The following is a 17,913-nucleotide window of genomic DNA, read 5'->3' as shown; positions in this document are numbered from 1 at the left end:
GGTGATAAATTAGCGAGATCATTTTCGCTTGTTAGCTCTGAAAGAGTAAGATCAAATGAAACAAGCAAGATCCAATGAACATTTCATATTATGAATGCTTTTATAAGATTATCGCTGAGCCTTATTGGGATTAGCCTACTGACCGCTTGTGGTGATGAAATTGACCACAATGACATTCGCAAAGCTGGCTTTGTGTTTTGCGGACAAGGTAAGCCAACCACGTTTAACCCTCAGCTTATTGATAGCGGTATTACCGCAGAGGCACTGAGCCCGCAGTTGTACGATACGCTGCTCACGCTCGATCCTAAATCACATCAGCCAGTAGCAAATATCGCTGAGAGTTGGTCTGTGAATGAGTCAGGAACGGAATACACATTTAAGCTTAAACGTAATGTTCAATTCCAAACCACGTCCTGGTTCACTCCCACTCGCCCATTGAATGCAAAGGATGTGGTATTTAGCTTCAAGCGAATCATTGATGTAGACCATCCTTTTCACCAAGTAGGTGGTGGTTTTTATCCATGGTTTGCAGGGTTAGATTTTCAAAACCTGCTGCAAGACGTGACTGCGATTGACGAGCATACGGTAAGGTTTACCTTATCTCAGCCAAACTTTTCCTTCTTGGCCAATATTGCCACCAGCCATGCTGTCATATTGTCTGCGGAGTACGGACAGCAACTGGCAGCAAAAGATCATAAAGAAGAAATCGACCAACTTCCTATCGGTACCGGCCCATATCAACTAAAAGAGTACCAAGTGAACGACTTGATTCGTTTGGAACGTCACTCTAACTACTGGAAGTCACCCGCGAAAATGGAACAAGTGGTGTTCGATATCTCTCATCGAGGCACTGGTACCTTGGCGAAACTTTTAAGAAACGAGTGCGATGTGCTCTCTTCGCCTATTTCGAGCCAAATACCCGTTATTCAAGAAAATGACAATCTTGAGCTAACTGCTACGCCAGCCAACAACGTATCCTTTATTGCGATCAACACTGAAACGACGGCACTGAGTGATGCTCGCGTCCGCCAAGCACTTAACTTAGCGATTAACCGTCAGAACATTTTAGATTCGGTTTACTACGGAACTGGCTCGCAAGCTTATACATTGCTACCGCCTAATTCATGGGCTTATCAAAAGGACAGCGTAAAAATTCGTTATGACCGTAACTATGCATTAGCATTACTCCGTGATGCTGGCTATGAAGACGGTCTAGAGCTGACCATGTGGGTACCACTTGAACCACGCGCCTTTAACCCAAGTCCTCGCAAGACCGCGGAGCTAATCCAAGCGAATTTTGCCGATATTGGGGTTGAGTTAACGTTGCTAACCGATGATAGATTCGAACGTGTGGATTTAGAGAACATCAACGACATCGATTTACTTTTAACTGGTTGGATTGGTGATACCGGGGACCCTGACAACTTTTTCCGCCCGTTATTATCTTGTGAGTCTGATCGCGTTGGCCTCAACGTATCGATGTGGTGTAACGATGATTTCGATTTCTTGCTCGATTTGGCATTGGAAACCCAAGAACCGCGTTACCGTCTGAACCTGTATCGCCAAGCGCAGAACATTTTAAATCAAGAATTCCCGGTAATTCCTCTGGCACATGGTGTGCAATTCCGTGTTCACGACAAATCACTGACAGGCTTCAAATCAAGCCCTTTCAATGCCCAACCGTTTGATAGAGTTGAGAGAATTCACTGATGTTTTGGTATACCGTTCGACGCTTTAACCTATTTTTCATCACTTTGATGATCCTCACGTTAGTGGGCTTTTCTCTGCTTCGCCTCGACCCCCTCTCGCACTGGGCAAACGTTGATTTTTGGTCAGGTTGGCAAACTTATTTAATCAACCTTTCTCAGCTTGATTTTGGCATAAGTAAAAACGGCAACGCGATTTATGACGAGCTCGCCGTCGTATTCCCTGCCACTTTGGAACTGTGCTTTTTTGCCTTTTTGGTGTCCCTTTTGATCGGCATTCCGCTTGGAACCGTTGCTGGGATGAAGCAAGGTAAATGGCTCGACACCAGCATTTCATTCATGTCGATGTCTGGTTATTCCGCTCCAATTTTTTGGGTGGCTCTGCTACTTATCATGGTTTTTTCATTGGAATACCAACTCTTTCCCGTGGCAGGACGGTATGACCTACTTTATGAAATTGATCATGTAACCGGATTTGCCATTATCGATGCATTCATGGCGAAAGGTGAATACCGCGCTCACGCACTGCAAAGCGTCATTGAGCATATGGTGCTGCCATGTTTGGTGCTCGCTTTGGCTCCAACCACGCAGGTTGTCGGACTAATGCGCTCTTCGGTGGCGGAAGTGATGAGCCAAAACTACATTCGTGCAGCGAGAATCAAAGGTCTCTCTAACCGCGAGATCGTTACTCAACATGTGCTGCGTAATGCGATACCGCCTATCATTCCCAAAGTCGGTGTTCAGCTTTCCAGTATGATTACCTTGGCTATCATCACTGAATCTATTTTTAACTGGCCAGGTATTGGTCGTTGGTTGTTAGATGCATTGGCAAACCAAGATTATGCATCAATCCAAGCTGGCGTGATGGTACTTGCGACTTTGGTTCTCACCGCTAATATTCTCTCTGATTTGATTGGCGCGATGATTAACCCTCTAGTTCGAAAGGAATGGTATGCTAACAAATAACGTTTATCAGGAAGAACGCATTCCAACTCAGTTTGAGCGATTTTGGCGAAGTTACCGCGCCAACGGGCTAGCCATGTTTGGCCTATGGTGCTTGGTATTTATCGTCCTAATTACCATTTTTGCGCCACTGCTTGCGCCGTTTGATGCCCAAGCACAGTCAGGCGAATTGCTTGTGCCGCCATCATGGGCCCCAGCAGGAACGGTTGATTACTTTTTGGGAACCGATGACTTAGGCCGAGACATTCTGTCACGCTTGATCATGGGCTCTCAACTTACATTTGGTGCAGCCGTTGCCATCACTGCGATTGCCGCGGTCGTAGGTTGTTTGATTGGCGTATTAGCAGGCATGACGAAAGGCTTACTGTCGAGTACCCTCAATCACTTGCTCGATACCGTCATGTCGATACCGTCGCTCTTATTAGCAATCATTTTTGTGGCATTTCTAGGCTTTGGTGGGTTCAATATTTTACTCGCGATCTGCTTGGCTTTGATTCCGCGTTTTATTCGCTCCGTTTATATCGCAGTCCACACCGAAGTTGAAAAAGACTACATCATGGCGGCACGCCTTGATGGCGCTAATGATTTCTACTTACTGTGGAGTTCAATTCTTCCCAACATATTGACGGTTATTGCTGCTGAAATCACGCTCGCGCTCTCTGCTGCGATTTTAGATATTACTGCGCTGGGTTTTCTTGGCTTAGGCGCACAAGCCCCAAGTACTGAGTGGGGAGCGATATTAGGTGACTCTGTCGAGTTGATTTATATTGCACCTTGGACCGTAACCCTACCCGGCCTAACCATCATGTTTACCGTTATTACCCTAAACTTAGTAGGTGAAGGTGTACGTCAAGCGCTTAATGCGGGGATCGAATAATGCCGTTGTTAGATATTCGACATTTGACTATTGAGATTGAAACCCCTCAAGGGTTGGTCAAAGCCGTGGACCGAATGAGCCTAACTTTGAATGAAGGCGAAATTCGTGGTCTTGTAGGTGAGTCTGGTTCAGGGAAAAGCTTGGTTGCAAAAGCGATTGTTGGGGTAAGTAAAGATAACTGGCGCATTACCGCAGACCGTATGCGCCTTGGCAATATTGACTTGCTTCAGCTTACGCCAAAAGAGCGTCGACGTGTCATTGCCCGTGATATTGCGATGATCTTCCAAGAGCCATCAACCTGTCTTGATCCTTCAGAAGAAGTGGGACGTCAATTGATCGAGTCCATCCCATCTCGCGCGTTTGAAGGGAAATGGTGGGAGCGATTTAAATGGCGTAAAAAACAGGCCATCGCGCTTTTGCACAAAGTGGGGATTAAAGACCATAAACGCTTAATGGGTAGCTATCCTTATGAACTGACCGATGGTGAGTGCCAAAAAGTCATGATTGCCATGGCGATAGCGACCAAACCAAAGTTGCTAATCGCAGATGAACCAACGAACGACTTGGACCCGATTACCCAGTCGCAAATATTGCGTTTATTGAGCCGTATGAACCAGCTCAATAACACGACCATTCTGCTTATCGGTCACGACTTAGCAACCATTACACAATGGGCGGGCCGCATTACGGTAATGTATTGTGGTCAGTCGGTAGAGTCTGCCGATACCAGTAAAATCATTGCAGCACCCAAGCACCCGTATACAGATGCCTTGCTTAAAGCGATGCCAGACTTTAATGATTGGGTACCACACAAGCAAAAACTCCAATCCCTACCGGGCTCGATTCCGCCATTGCAGCATCTGCCAATCGGTTGTCGACTCGGTCCACGTTGTCCGTATGCGCAGAAACAATGTGTTGAAATTCCACACACCAGACGAATTAAGAATCATAAATTTAACTGCCACTTTCCATTGAACACGGAGAAAAAGTCATGAGTGCGTTACTTGAAGTCGATAATTTATCGAAGCAGTTTGTTACGCGCTCCCGACTATTCAAACGTCAGGTTAATGAGGCTGTCAAACCGGTGAGCTTTACGTTAGAGCCGGGGCAAACTATCGGTTTTATTGGCCAAAACGGTTCAGGAAAATCCACTCTTGCCCGTATGCTTGCAGGCGTTGTAGAGCCAAGCTCCGGAGAGATCCGTGTGAATGGCGAACGGTTGGAGCACAAAGATTACGCGACACGCTGCAAGCTCATTCGCATGATTTTCCAAGATCCAAACACATCGCTCAACCCGCGTATCCAGATTGGCCGTATTTTGGAAGGTCCATTAAAGCGAAACACCAACATGCCGCCAGATGCACGCATGCAGCGTGTGAAGAACACCCTACTCCGCGTCGGATTGTTGCCTGAACACGCCTATTTTTACCCACAAATGCTAGCGGCAGGCCAAAAACAGCGTGTGTGTTTAGCTCGTGCGCTTATTCTTCAACCCTCCATCATTGTCGCTGACGAAGCGTTAAACGGTTTGGATATGGCAATGCGCTCACAGATCATTAACTTATTCCTCGAGTTACAAGAAGAGATGGGATTGTCGTTTGTGTATGTATCTCAACACATTGGCATTGTTAAGCACATCACTGACAAAGTGATGGTGATGCATGAAGGTGAAGTGGTCGAGTTTGGCGAAACTAACCAGGTACTCACTAGCCCAGAACATCCGATCACTCAACGCCTAGTCGAAAGCCACTTCTATAAGGCGCCAAGCCACCAAACAAAATAGCCTATCAAAGATGTCATCGTGCAAATGTAAAGAAGCCTGCGTTAAAGCAGGCTTCTTTATTAAATGGACACGAATCAAAAAATTAGCGGCGGCTCGCTTGTTTGCGCAGTTCGAAATCAAACTCATCAGGAAACAAAACCACCCCTTCTTCATTTTGATTTGGGAATACAACAACAGATAATTCGTCATCTTCTAGACCAGATGTCCAACGACTGTGCCACTTGTTTAGAGAGATCGCTTCTGGCTCGCAATCTTCCCAATCACCATTCGCCCATTGCAAAGCAAACTCTTCGTTTGGCCATACTGGTACACAATCATCATCTTCTGTATTTAACATGACACAGCCATGTTCATCTTTCAGAATCCAAACTTTACGATTCGCCACAATCTCTTTTACGCAGTACTTTAAACGTTGCTCTTCGTTGTAACGATTGATGGTATCCATCTGCTCTTGGGTCAGTTGCTCAGACATATTCGTCTCCTATTTCCCATAGAAAAATGCCCGCAGCTAGGCGGGCATTTAAAGTATATGCTAGAAAATTAAGCTAGCTCAGTTTGAAGCCAAGGCCAACCTTGCTTCTTACGGCTTAGCGTGTTTTCCATCATTAGCATGCCGTCTTTTTCGTGCTTAACAAGCTTCTCAGCCCACTCACCTTTGTATAGAAGACGAGTTTGAGCAGTCGTGATGTCTGTTAGCATTACAGCAGCAAATGCAAGGTTGTCTTTTTCGCAACGCGCTTCTAGATCCGCTTCTAGTGCTTCGATCATACCGTCAACTTGCTCTAGTGTTGCAAGCTCAACCTGACCTACTACTACGTCACGACCGTTGAATGGGTAACCTTTAAGGTCTTTCTCAACAAGCTCAGCCGCAGATAGACCTTCGATGTTTGTCTTAGCAATTAGAAGATCTTTAGTGAATGCGTCAACATCTTGTACGTCTGCGATTACCGCTAGCTCAGCAACGGCATCTTTGTCTTTTTGTGTACAAGTTGGAGAAGCGAAGCCTACTGTGTCAGATAGAATTGCTGACATCATTAGCTTAGCGATTTGTGGAGTAATCGCGTGACCTTCAATCTTGAACATGTTGAATAGAACAGTGTTGGTACAACCAACAGGCCAGATCCATGCTTCCATTGGGTTTACTGTCATCACGTCACCTAGGCGGTGGTGGTCAACGATACCCGCAATTTCAGCTTCTGCGATATCGTCTGGTGCTTGTGCTAGATCTGAGTAATCTACTAGCCAAACGGTCTCACCCGCAACTGATGTGCGAAGCTCAGGAACTTCAGCGCCAGCAACTTCTAGGATGTGCTGAGTTTCACGGTTGATTTCGCCTTGGCGAATTGGCATAGCTTCAACGCCACGCGCTTTTAGAAGTTCAGTTGCAACGAGTGCACTACAAATACTGTCACTGTCTGGGTTCTTATGACCTACAACTAGAATCATGTTTCTTCCTATTCAAGTCAATTTTATACGCCGCCTAATACAGTTAATTAGGGCGTGTTTGCTCACAAAGGCCGATACTTTACCTGATTTCAGAGAGTTTGACACGAAGAAAAGTTTACAATGCTATTGCGAATAAATCTCATTTACATATAATGATAATTATTCCTATTTGCATTTGAGTAAACGATGAACGCGACCCAATTTTTACACTCTGCACAACAGTTGTTTCAGCCTACTCAGTTTCGTTTAGCTTATAAGCGATTGTTGATCCCTATCGTCATGCTCATTTTGCTAGGCAATGAAAATACACGTGACGTAGCCGTACAGACGCTATCCGACTCATTCTGGGCGGTGTCATGCTATGTTGCTGCCACATTGGCTATTTATCATTATCTTTCAAACTTTATGTCGAAAACCAATCGAATTACCGAGCTATACCACCGCTCGCGTAATCATCAGGTTTTCTTTGCTTCTTTATTGGGCGCTTTGCCTGGCTGTGGTGGCGCTATTGTTGTGACAACGCAATTTATTAGTGGCCGAGTAGGATTTGGTGCGATTGTCGCGGTACTTACTTCAACAATGGGTGACGCTGCCTTTTTGCTTCTCGCCGCCAAACCTAGTGTTGGGTTAGGCGTGGTTGGATTGGGCATTATCGTGGGTACTCTTTCAGGGTTGGTCGTTAATGCTTTTCATGCTGATAACTTTCTGCGCCCAGAACCAAAAGAAGCGCCTCAGACACATGCTTGTTGCCAACACCAGACAGACCGTCACACGCCTCTTGAACAACGTGCAATCAATTTACAAGGCGCATTTTGGAAATGGCTTATTGTGCCTGCTAGTGTCGTTGCTGTGTTAATGTCTTTCCAAATCGATATTAATCAGCTGTTGTCTTTGCAGGCCAATACCATTGAATGGCTGGGCGCTATCTTCGCGGTGATCACAATGTCGTTGTGGGCGATGACAAAAGAGCTCGGCGATTATCAGTCAACGGTCTCTGAAGATGAAAAAATTGTGGACTCACACCCGATTCAAAAAGCAGCCCAAGATACGAATTTCGTCAGTGCTTGGGTGATCGTGGCGTTTCTGGCGTTTGAACTGACGGCCTATTTTTCTGGGCTCGACCTCGCAGAAACCTTTTCTCATTGGGGGATATGGATGCCATTAGCTGGCCTAGCCATTGGTATGTTGCCTGGTTGCGGACCGCAAATTTTAGTCACCAGCCTATACATTTCTGGTGCTGCTCCACTTTCGGCGCAGCTGGCAAATGCGATTTCCAATGATGGTGACGCCCTATTCCCCGCCATTGCTATGGCACCGAAAGCCGCTTTGGTCGCGACTATTTATTCGTCCATTCCTGCTTTTATCGTTGGATACGGGTATTACTTTTTATTCGAGTTCTAACGCTCAGGACGTCAAAACAAGAAAGGAGCCACAGTAGGCTCCTTTCTTGTTTTTATAATCGAACGATTTGCTTCACGTTATGCCGTGACGATCGCTTTCGCATTTAGCCCTTTATCCACGCTCACCATTAATAACTGACAAGGTTCTTGGTTTAGCTTTTCTCCTGTCCAGTAATCATACCAATCCATCGGTTGATCAGACGTCAGCGTAAATTCCATCGCCCCGTAGCTGGTATAGTTAAACAAGCAGTGAAGGTCATTCTTCGTCGTTAGTTTTAAAAACGCATGATTTAAACTCAAAGCCGTGAACTTTGCTGACTCTTGGTTACGTTGTTGACGTAGCATGAGCTTAGCCAATGTCTTTTTTGCAAATGGCGTAATCTCAGGGAGCGGATCGCCAGACAGCAGCAAACCACCACACGCCAATAACACCGTGCGATGAAATTCATACTCTTCTCTGGATGCGGCTTGATTAGCTAATGACGTGAATGTCGCGCAATCCGGATCAATTTGCCACAGTTTTCGATGCTGCCAACTACGGTAAAAGGTTTCTTTGGCTATCTGCTCGAAACGACGACTATGGCGTTCTACGTCATCAGAAACACGCATTGCATCCACAAGCCCTAGTGATGGCCACATTGGCGCGTTGCAACCTAAAAGCCACGCATCACCAGCGCCTTTAGCAATCGCTTCCATTCCTAAGCGATACGCCTCAACGCCGGTAATACCAGATTGTTTACGCACACCTTTCAAGGTGCCCCAATAGTTCGCGTCTAGCTTGAACAATTCAACGCCCCACTCTTGTCTCATGACAGAGACCACATTCGTCAGATGGTCTTGCACTTCTGGGTTTGAGGTATCGAGTATGTACCAAGGCGTGCAGCGCCAACCACCGTATGTGACATCTTCTGCTTTAAGTAAGCTTCCATCTTTGTGACGAACAAACCACTCTGGGTGTTGTTTGAAGATCTCCGACTCAGGTTGAGCAATAAAGGGGGCCATCCAAATCGCCGGCTTTTTGCCTTTTGCACGGATACTATGAATGAGCTCTTTCACACCACCAGAAAATTTATCCGATGGGGTTAACCAATCGCCCATAAAGGCTTGATAGCCATCATCCAGAAGTACCCATTCTAGGTCTTCGAGCTTATCTTGCATGCAATCAACGTTCTGCATGATGTTTTGCTCTGTCACGTCTGCGTAGTAGGCATACCACGAACACCAACCGACAGGCGCATCTTGTGTTACGCCTTGGCGAACAGGATGATGCTCTGCAATCATCTCTCCATAGATTTGATAAAGCTCAGACAGAGATTGGCCGCAGAGTACCGCCACGGATTCAAGTTGATTACTTTCCCAATCCGCCACTTGAGTAAACTCACCATCAATCGCGGCCGATAAAACCCAATGTCCATCACGCAGGACAACATCAAAATAGCCCGCAAAACGGTGACATGAAGTAAAGCCAAACAAGGTATAGCCAGCCGAGCCTTCCACCACTAAATAGTTGTAGTAACGCTTAGGGGCATCTTTGGGATAGATTCGATAAGAAGGGTTGTTGTCTGGACAGCGACCAATTTCAACGGGATGGCTAACCGTTCCCGCTGTTTGCGCCAGCATTTGGAAGCCATCACCAATCACGTTGGCCTCGTGCTCATATAAAAACGGCATCTCGAACAACACTTCACGGTCGGTAAACGTTTTATTGTGAAGCCCAGCAAAAGAAAAATGTAATTGATTACCCTCAACTTCAACTTGGAGGTCGTTGTTATTCACAGTGATCTCAATGTGATTTGCCAATTGAATGCTCTGAGCCATAAAGAGTCTACTCACTTAATTATTATTGTTTAGCTTGGTTCATTATCCCCTGCTTGTCCCACCCAATTCGTTATCGACGTCACGAATCCTACTGTCGTTTAGCGTCACAAATTTATTATTGAGATAACGCTCACTGAAATTTTGGTTAAAAAAATACCAGCCCGAAGGCTGGTATTTCGATTGATGTGAATTGCATTAATTAAGCAACTTCGATTGGACCACCGAATGAAGTCACTGGCGGTACTTTGCCGGTGAACTTCTCGAAGTCTACGATACATGTGTTCGCAGAAGTCGCCTGCGCAAGTTCAGAAGAGCCAATGTCTTGCGTTAGCGTGTTAGGGTCACCGTAAGTACAGATTGCGCCCTCTTTCTCGTTTAGAGGACCGTACCATGCACCTTCTTCGATACGAATAACGCCACGTGGGTAGCTGTCAGTAAGAACAGCACCAGCTAATAGCTGACCACGACCGTTGAATACGCGCACTAAGTCACCGTCTTTGATGCCTTTCGCTTTCGCATCCGCTGGGTTGATGTAAACAGGTTCACGACCTTGCACCGCGTAAGTTGCACGGAACTCTTCAGATTCACACATTTGAGAGTGCAGACGCTTGTCTGGGTGACAAGACTGCAACCAGAATGGGTATTTATCTGAACCAGGGCCACCGTGTGAACGCTCTGATTTTTCGAACCACATTGGGTGTTCTTGACAGTGTTCGTAGCCGTAACGGCCGATCTTACGAGACGTGATCTCGATGAAACCAGATGGCGTACCTAGTGGGTTAAGCTCAGGGTCTTTACGGAAGTCCGCATGACGAACCCAAGGTTTACCTTCACCGAAGTCTAGTACGCTCTTCTCCCAGAACTCGTTGAATTCTGGCATTTCAAACTTACCTTCGTTCGCTTTCTTACAATCGTTGTAAAGGCTTTCGATCCATTCCATCTCGCTCATACCACGAGTGTATTCTTCGCGGCGACCAAAACGCTGAGTGAGTTCACTCATGATTTGGAAATCAGGCTTAGATTGGAACAATGGATCGACGAGACGATGCATTGCAATCAGACCTTTGTTCGAGTATGAACCGTATACGTCGATGTCGTTACGTTCCCATTGCGTACACGCAGGTAGAACGATATCCGAGAAACGACATGTTGCAGTCCAAGCAAACTCGATCGTTACAACCGTTTGAAGTTTGCGGAACGCTTTCTTCATGCGGTTACGATCTTGATGGTGGTGCCATGGGTTACAACCCGAGATCACCATCATCTTGAAGTCTGGCAGTTTCACTTTACCGCCGTTGTAGTTGATCTCTTTGCCTGGCTCAAGCAGACAGTCGATCCAACGTGCAACTGGGATAGTACGGCTGTAACCGTTAAAGTCGTTGTTGTCCCACTTCGGCTTCATACCTTGGTCAAGGTTACGAGGGAAACCACCAGGGCCCGCGAAACCAGTAGAAGGCACACCGATACTTGAGTAGTGGTGACCGTAAGAGATGCCACCGCCAGGTAGACCGATTTGGCCAACCATTGCAGCAACCACAGCCGCCGCCCAGTATGGTTGCTCACCGTGCTCTTGACGCTGGATACACCAACCCATCAGGATCTGTGTACGGCCACTTACTAGCATACGCGCGAATTCGCGAATCTTGTCCGCTTTCACGCCACAGATAGCCGCAGCCCACTCTGGTGTTTTCTCTACTTTGTCTTTTGTCTTACCTTGAACGTATTGAATAAACTCTTCAAAGCCTAGACAGTAAGTATCAATGAACTTCTTATCGTACAAGTCTTCGTTGTACAGCACGTGCGCCACAGCAAGCATGAACGCTACGTCTGTCAGCGGGTTAATGTACAAGTGATCGTTCTCTAAGTAGCGCTGAGTCTTGTTCTTCACTGGATCTACAGATAGAACGTTGATCTCACCTTTCGCTACTTTTTCTTTTAGTTGTGCTAGGTACTTGAACGACTCATGCGTTTCACAGTTCCAACCTACTTGAAGGTTTTTCACTGGGTCGTTAGCCCAAAGAACGATGTTGTCAGAGTTCTCTAGGATTTCAGACCAAGACGTACCTTGTGCGTAAACTTCGGTTGAACCAAGTACGTAAGGCATGATGGTTTGACCTGCACCCGTCGAGTAGTCACCTACTTTCGTGATGAAGTTGCCGTGCATACCCACTGCACGTTGCATGTGCGCGGTACAGTTGTTGAATGAACCTGTTTGGTTCCAACCCGTTTGACCTGCGTGTAGCGCCCATGGACCGTAGTCTTTTTGAATACGTTCTAGTTCACGGTAGAACAAATCTAGCGCTTCATCCCAAGTCACGCGGATGAAACGGTTGTTACCGCGAGTATCCGCGCTATATTTGTGTTTCTTCAACCAATCTAGACGAACCATTGGGTAACGCACACGTGAAGGGCTGTAAATAATGCCCTTGATGCCGTTTAGCATTTCAGTTGGGTTTTTGTCTAGCTCTAGCGGTTTGATCTCTTGAACTTTACCCGCGTAGATGTGGGCGCGGAACGCGCCCCAGTGAGAACCTGTTACTTTCCAAGTACCTGTCGTCTCAACAGCATTGGCAGAGGCTGACGCCAATAAGCTAGGACCAATAACTGACGCTGCACTTGTGGTTGCTACACCTTTAAGAAAACTTCTTCGTGTAATAGCCATTTAAATTACTCCAATCCGACGCTTATTAGTGGTGACCTTCAGCATAATCTGAAGAGTGTTTCTGTAGATACTTCAAGATCAGGGCTTCACTGTCTGTATCTAGGTTAACGAACGCCAACATACCGTCGAACATACCTGGCCAGGTGTTCGCGTCGAAGTGCGCTTCCGCAGGTTGAGTGTGACATACAGAACAATTGGTCTTGTACGCTTCACGAGATTTTTCCCAAACAGGATTGATGTCGTTCAGCATAGACTCTTTCTTAATCCATACTTTCGCTGCCACTTTTTCCCATGGAAGACCCGTTAGCTCATCCACTTTTTTCTCACCAGTCGTCACAATGTTGCTATCTGTCGCTGCTTCTTTCATCAGAGACGCAGTCGCAATGTTCTTACCGAAGTCTTCTTGAATTACGCGACCAAAGCCTTTCGCTTTACGCCAGCCATCGATTTCGATTTCAACAAACTCGCCTTTGTCTTCAAGAACTTTAACGGTCGATGCTGGGTTAAGAAGACCGGCTTCTTTAGTGCCTTGTGCATCAAAGTAAATAGGTAGGTGACGAACACTCACTAGTTGCTGACCTACAGAGTAATCTGTATTTGAAGTCATACCTTCTAGGTCACCCACGATACCGCCGATGCTGTCCATACCTGCTGGCAGGTTATGCGCGATACCTTTATGACAGTCAACACAGCTTTGATCTTTCTCTGCTGCTTGCTTCATTTGGATACGAGCGGTTGGAGACATTTGCTCGAAATCCATCGATTCATAATTGTGACAGTTCTTACACTCTAAAGATTTGTTTGCCGAGAAACGATCCCATTCGTGTTTCGCAAGTTCGATACGACGCTCTTCGAACACACCCGGTTCGTCGTAGTTGCCAAATACTTGTGCAAATACCTCTTTAGACGCCTGCATTTTACGAGCAATTTTGTCTGTCCAGTTATGAGGAACGTGACAGTCAGGGCAAGTAGCACGAACGCCTGAATGGTTTTTCCAGTGAACCGTTTCTTGCAGCTCAACGTACACGTTGTCACGCATTGTGTGACAACTAATACAGAATTCTTCTGTGTTGGTTGCTTCTAGAGCGGTGTTAAAGCCACCCCAAAAGATAACACCAGCAATGAAGCCGCCCATAGTCAGCACACCTAGGCTGATATGTACAGCTGGGCGCGTCATGGTACGCCACAGTTTAATGATTAATGATTTCATTATTTGCTCTCTTAAAATCTTTTCAAAAGTGTGGTTATGAGCTCACAGGCTTACATGCCGTGCGCGCCTGGAGGTCCAAAGAAGAACACTTGCAACATCCAAACGATGAACCCGTAACCGCCGACAAAAGCCACACTCAGAATTGGGAAGAGAACAACTGCAATGAAGAGGAACGACTTCCACTCCAGGGAGCGTTTTTCACCACTCTCAATTTTATTAACATCACTCATACATTTGCCTATTTTGTATCTAGTGTTATTGAAAAGCCCGCGTAACCAAGCTTAAGTTTTTTACAATCTCTAATGGAAAATGTTAGACCATACTAATAGTAAGGTTCAATCAAATAAGAGCTCTCAGACCTTGTAATTCAACACTTTTTTGAGCTCATCCAGAGATGTGATTGATTGATGTTATTTATTAAAAAACATGAACAGATGTGACAAAATAAGTCTTTTAACTAATTGTTAAAACGACAACATTTACCAAACATAAGTTACATTTGGATAGTAATTAACGGGTCATAAATTGGCTTAAAAACCCGTCAAAAGATAATAAATTGTGAATAAAATGATGCAAAATAATGACAAGAATAGCGCTAAAGGTTTACGTTGAGAACATCAAAAAATGCACATTGATGTTCATATAAAGGAGGAGCTTAGTTACAATTATTCGCGGATTTTCGAGGAGCGATTATGGATAGCGTGGTGGATATAAGTTGGACCAAACTGGCATTGTTTGGTCTGATTTTGTTGGTTCCCTTCTTTATTAATGCCCGCTACAAATTAGGGATTGCGAAAGACACAATAATTAGTGTTATTCGTATGACACTTCAGCTCATATTGATTGGCGTGTATTTAGAATATCTTTTTCAATTAAACAGCTTACTTGTCAATATACTTTGGCTTGCCATCATGTTACTGATTGGCGCAAGCTCAATTGCAGGAAAAGCTCGCCTGCCTAAAAAGCCACTTATGCTTCCTCTTCTTACAGGCTTAACCTGTGGTCTAATTCCACTTCTTATAGCGATTACCGCAGGCCTAGTGCAGCCATCCCCTATTTACAACGCCCAGTACATGATCCCACTTGCGGGCATGCTATTGGGTAACAGCTTAAGTAGTAACATCATCGCACTGCAGAATTTATTTACGGCTTTTGAACAGAGACAATCAGAATACGAGGCTGCTATCTCACTTGGTGCCTCTCCTCGTTATGCATCATTCCCCTTCATTCAAGAGGCCCTTAGAAAGTCACTTGCTCCAACTTTAGCCTCTATGGCCACTACAGGGCTGGTTACCTTGCCAGGCATGATGACTGGTCAAATTCTAGGTGGCGCAAGCCCGATGGTTGCAATTAAATATCAGTTGGTGATTATGCTGGCTATTTTCGTCATGTTGAGTACCTCCGTCGCTATTACGCTGGAGATGACACTGAGCTGGGTACAAACGAAAGAAGGCCGGATCAAAATAAAAATCCAACAACCAGAACCTACCAAAACTCATAGATAGTTTAAGCGTGTGAACAAAGCCAGTTGAAGGGCTTGTATTATCAAGTCAAACGCACTTTTAACTGAATAACTCATCCATTCTTTAAACATTCATCAAGACGCTTTCTGGAGAAAAGTCAGACAGAATTCTCTCGAGTATAAGCCTCTAATTTTATGAAATTTTCTTTGCAAGTTTAGATACGCACGGCCTTTGAGACAGGTTATCCACAGAAAATGTGGATAAACACCCTAAACCCATACGCAACCAGAAACATAGCAACATAAGTGATCAATCTAATCGTCATGCTTTGATCACTTGCCTGACATATTCTAATTTTAGAGTAAAGATAGTGACCACAAACTTGGAGAGACGTACATGGATGTCTTAATGATCAAAGAAAATTACGATGAACTCCTATCCGATGCACCTCTGGACTGGCTCGTTCAAGAACCAAAGGAAGTGACTTCTCATTGGCTCCCAACCGATTTTGGCATCAATGAAGAGCTGATTTAACTCACTCGATTTGTGTGAAACTTATCGACATGAATAAAAGAAAGGCGAACCATTTGGCTCGCCTTTCTTTTATTCTTTTAGATTTATCGTAAATGCTTGTCTTCATCACGTAGATAAATCATCCAATACCACATACCAACGAATACACCGCCACCAATGATGTTCCCTATCGTTACAGGGATAAGGTTATTTACGATGAACCCCATCATGTTTAAGTCCGCATAGTTTGCAATATCCGCCCCTGTCATTTGCCAAAATGCTTCCGGTGCAAAATATTTGATTCCAATCGCCATGGGTACTTGGAACATGTTCGCAATACAGTGCTCGAAACCTGCCGACACGAACATAGCTACTGGCAGAATCATGACCGCTATTTTGTCAGTTAATGTACGTCCACTAAACGTCATCCAAACAGCAATACACACCAGCACGTTACACATGATGCCAAGCGCAACAGCAGCAAAGAAACCATGGTGCAATTTGTGTTGAGAGATCGCCATCGCGTTGAGGCCAACTTGGCCGTGATCAAACATATACTGCTTGGTGACCAACATGCATGCTACCAACAAAAGAGCACCAACCATGTTGCCGAAATAAACCACAAACCAGTTTTTGATGAGCGCTTGCCACGAGATCTTTCCACTCGCTCGCGCTACCAATGTTAATACTGAGCTAGTGAAAAGCTCACCACCTGTAACGACAACAAGAATCAAACCAAGACTGAAGGCTAGGCCACCGATTAGCCTGGTAATACCCCATGGAAGGTCGCCTGCGCCTGTTGTCACCGTGGTGTAAAAGATGAACGCAATACCAATATGAAGTCCGGCAGAAATTGCCAATAAAAAAGATTTGATCGGTGCTTTAGTTGCTTTACCTACCCCCACTTCAGCCGCGCGTTCCGCAGCCTGAGGCGGTAATAGTGAATCAAACTGATTGAAGTTCATTGTGGTGTAACATTTAGAAACAATTAAAGAGGCGCGGATAATCGCTCCATTTCCCTACTTTTTCAAGCGCTATTTGACATGTTTACTAAAAATGTTGTTATCGAGAGATCAACCAATAAAGGTCAACTATCATTAGCAATCGTAACTATCATTGATACTTAACAAGTATTCTGCCTTTCGAACAAAGATCCTGCGTTATATCAGCCTGATAGCGCCATACTTAACACTTCTTATCGTTTAATGTTGCTCAACTCTTCTTTTCAGACTAGCTTGGTAAAAAAAGCGTAAAGGAATCATTTATGAAATATTCAGCTGAACATATCGCCGAATTGAACCTACTTCTTCAGTTCGACTTAAGTAGTGCTGCAACTGGTATTAAAGTTCATACAGACGCGTCAGAAGAAATGCAGGCAGCCGTTGCTCGTCTATACGAGAAGCAACTTTGTACACAGCCTGATGGTGGTTATTTAACAGATGAAGGTATTGAAGTCGCAGAGCATGCGGATAAGATTTTAAGAGTCCTTTCTGTGTAATTTGAACAAAAATGCCACCAAGTTCGGTGGCGTTTTTTATTGGTCCCTGCATTTTGTTCCTGCCGAAACCTGCGGTGCTAATCGTTTTTTCATTTTGCTAAATGGCTGAACCTTGTCGTACAACCAATTAAAGCCTGTGGCATAAAATAGGAAGAACACTAGGAAGCCAGCTTCCAACACCAGAGCTTGGAGAAGCGTAATTTCTAAGAACCAAGCAATGACGGGTATAGAGATAAAGATCAACCCTCCCTCGAATCCAATTGTATGCCCAAAACGCATCGCTAAACTTCGCTCAGTTCGATTGCTGCCAAACCACTTATCAAAGTACAAGTTGTAGATGTAATTCCACACGACGGTATACATGCTCAACCCAATCCCAACTAACGCGAGATCACTCGATCCCTTTCCGGTGATCAATGAAGCCGCTGGCACAATGATCGCGAGTGCGATTAACTCAAAAAGTACTGCATGAAAAATTCGTTCGTTACGAGTCATATTTCTCTGTCCAAATAGTTCTACTCAATGCTTAGAATTTTATCTATTATTCAGATAACAAAAAGTTAGATACCATCGG

At 45.1% G+C, this 17,913-nt stretch carries 17 protein-coding genes; 9 read left to right on the top strand and 8 right to left on the bottom strand.

Features of this window, described 5'->3' with window-relative positions; translation table 11 throughout:
- Positions 1-90: 90 nt before the first annotated feature.
- Genes sapA through J8Z23_RS05770 form a run of 5 tightly spaced genes read left to right on the top strand, consistent with a single transcriptional unit; the run spans position 91 to position 5,329 of the window.
- Positions 91-1,710, top strand: a complete 1,620-nt coding sequence (gene sapA / locus J8Z23_RS05790; protein ID WP_005393298.1) for an ABC transporter substrate-binding protein SapA — start codon at positions 91-93, stop codon at positions 1,708-1,710.
- On the top strand, positions 1,710-2,672 hold the full coding sequence (locus J8Z23_RS05785) for an ABC transporter permease (RefSeq protein ID WP_046874787.1): 963 nt from the start codon (positions 1,710-1,712) through the stop codon (positions 2,670-2,672). Before sapA ends, J8Z23_RS05785 begins: the two co-directional genes overlap by 1 nt.
- Positions 2,659-3,546, top strand: a complete 888-nt coding sequence (locus J8Z23_RS05780) for an ABC transporter permease subunit (protein ID WP_005378123.1) — start codon at positions 2,659-2,661, stop codon at positions 3,544-3,546. Before J8Z23_RS05785 ends, J8Z23_RS05780 begins: the two co-directional genes overlap by 14 nt.
- Positions 3,546-4,541 (top strand): peptide ABC transporter ATP-binding protein, encoded by a 996-nt coding sequence (locus J8Z23_RS05775; RefSeq protein WP_005378126.1) that lies wholly within the window; start codon positions 3,546-3,548, stop codon positions 4,539-4,541. Before J8Z23_RS05780 ends, J8Z23_RS05775 begins: the two co-directional genes overlap by 1 nt.
- The gene (locus J8Z23_RS05770) at positions 4,538-5,329 is read left to right on the top strand and encodes a peptide ABC transporter ATP-binding protein (protein WP_006742848.1); all 792 of its coding nucleotides are present in this window, start codon (positions 4,538-4,540) and stop codon (positions 5,327-5,329) included. The genes J8Z23_RS05775 and J8Z23_RS05770 overlap by 4 nt, the downstream gene beginning before the upstream one ends.
- Before the next feature lie 82 nt (positions 5,330-5,411).
- On the opposite strand, the gene J8Z23_RS05765 is transcribed toward J8Z23_RS05770, so the two are convergent.
- Together J8Z23_RS05765 and J8Z23_RS05760 are read right to left on the bottom strand one after the other, a co-directional pair.
- The gene (locus tag J8Z23_RS05765) at positions 5,412-5,801 is read right to left on the bottom strand and encodes a DUF2750 domain-containing protein (protein ID WP_012841946.1); all 390 of its coding nucleotides are present in this window, start codon (positions 5,799-5,801) and stop codon (positions 5,412-5,414) included.
- Positions 5,802-5,869: 68 nt separating this feature from the next.
- Positions 5,870-6,775 carry a manganese-dependent inorganic pyrophosphatase gene (locus J8Z23_RS05760; protein ID WP_005393312.1) on the bottom strand — a complete coding sequence of 302 codons (906 nt, stop codon included), beginning with the start codon at positions 6,773-6,775 and terminating at the stop codon, positions 5,870-5,872.
- Positions 6,776-6,961: 186 nt separating this feature from the next.
- Between J8Z23_RS05760 and J8Z23_RS05755 the strand changes: the two genes are divergently transcribed.
- On the top strand, positions 6,962-8,176 hold the full coding sequence (locus J8Z23_RS05755; RefSeq protein ID WP_268845048.1) for a putative manganese transporter: 1,215 nt from the start codon (positions 6,962-6,964) through the stop codon (positions 8,174-8,176).
- Between the two features lie 77 nt (positions 8,177-8,253).
- Here J8Z23_RS05755 and J8Z23_RS05750 read toward each other — a convergent pair whose 3' ends face one another.
- The 4 genes from J8Z23_RS05750 to torE form a co-directional block, all read right to left on the bottom strand.
- The gene (locus tag J8Z23_RS05750) at positions 8,254-9,993 is read right to left on the bottom strand and encodes a glycoside hydrolase family 36 protein (protein WP_301659873.1); all 1,740 of its coding nucleotides are present in this window, start codon (positions 9,991-9,993) and stop codon (positions 8,254-8,256) included.
- Between the two features lie 199 nt (positions 9,994-10,192).
- Positions 10,193-12,655: a trimethylamine-N-oxide reductase TorA gene (gene torA / locus J8Z23_RS05745; protein ID WP_041156583.1), complete on the bottom strand. Its 2,463-nt coding sequence runs from the start codon at positions 12,653-12,655 to the stop codon at positions 10,193-10,195.
- A gap of 25 nt (positions 12,656-12,680) precedes the next feature.
- Positions 12,681-13,865: a pentaheme c-type cytochrome TorC gene (gene torC / locus J8Z23_RS05740; protein ID WP_006742852.1), complete on the bottom strand. Its 1,185-nt coding sequence runs from the start codon at positions 13,863-13,865 to the stop codon at positions 12,681-12,683.
- A gap of 50 nt (positions 13,866-13,915) precedes the next feature.
- On the bottom strand, positions 13,916-14,095 hold the full coding sequence (torE, locus tag J8Z23_RS05735; RefSeq protein ID WP_005378141.1) for a trimethylamine N-oxide reductase system protein TorE: 180 nt from the start codon (positions 14,093-14,095) through the stop codon (positions 13,916-13,918).
- A gap of 462 nt (positions 14,096-14,557) precedes the next feature.
- Here torE and J8Z23_RS05730 point away from each other — a divergent pair, with 462 nt between their 5' ends.
- Positions 14,558-15,370 (top strand): ABC transporter permease, encoded by an 813-nt coding sequence (locus tag J8Z23_RS05730; protein ID WP_065645351.1) that lies wholly within the window; start codon positions 14,558-14,560, stop codon positions 15,368-15,370.
- A gap of 354 nt (positions 15,371-15,724) precedes the next feature.
- Positions 15,725-15,862 carry a hypothetical protein gene (locus J8Z23_RS05725; protein ID WP_005378145.1) on the top strand — a complete coding sequence of 46 codons (138 nt, stop codon included), beginning with the start codon at positions 15,725-15,727 and terminating at the stop codon, positions 15,860-15,862.
- An 83-nt stretch (positions 15,863-15,945) separates the two neighbouring features.
- On the opposite strand, the gene focA is transcribed toward J8Z23_RS05725, so the two are convergent.
- A complete protein-coding gene (gene focA, locus J8Z23_RS05720; RefSeq protein WP_005393324.1) occupies positions 15,946-16,806 on the bottom strand; it encodes a formate transporter FocA in 861 nt (286 codons plus the stop codon).
- A 299-nt stretch (positions 16,807-17,105) separates the two neighbouring features.
- On the opposite strand from focA, the gene J8Z23_RS05715 reads away from it, so the two are divergent.
- The gene (locus J8Z23_RS05715) at positions 17,106-17,339 is read left to right on the top strand and encodes a TIGR02647 family protein (protein ID WP_005378148.1); all 234 of its coding nucleotides are present in this window, start codon (positions 17,106-17,108) and stop codon (positions 17,337-17,339) included.
- Positions 17,340-17,375: 36 nt separating this feature from the next.
- Here J8Z23_RS05715 and J8Z23_RS05710 read toward each other — a convergent pair whose 3' ends face one another.
- Complete coding sequence (locus J8Z23_RS05710) at positions 17,376-17,834, bottom strand: PACE efflux transporter (RefSeq protein ID WP_005390910.1); 459 nt, start codon at positions 17,832-17,834, stop codon at positions 17,376-17,378.
- Positions 17,835-17,913: the final 79 nt, after the last annotated feature.

It is taken from the genome of Vibrio sp. SCSIO 43086 (assembly GCF_051132235.1).
In the GTDB taxonomy this organism is placed as follows: Bacteria; Pseudomonadota; Gammaproteobacteria; order Enterobacterales; family Vibrionaceae; genus Vibrio; species Vibrio diabolicus.
This window is presented reverse-complemented; position numbering and strand designations above follow the sequence as displayed.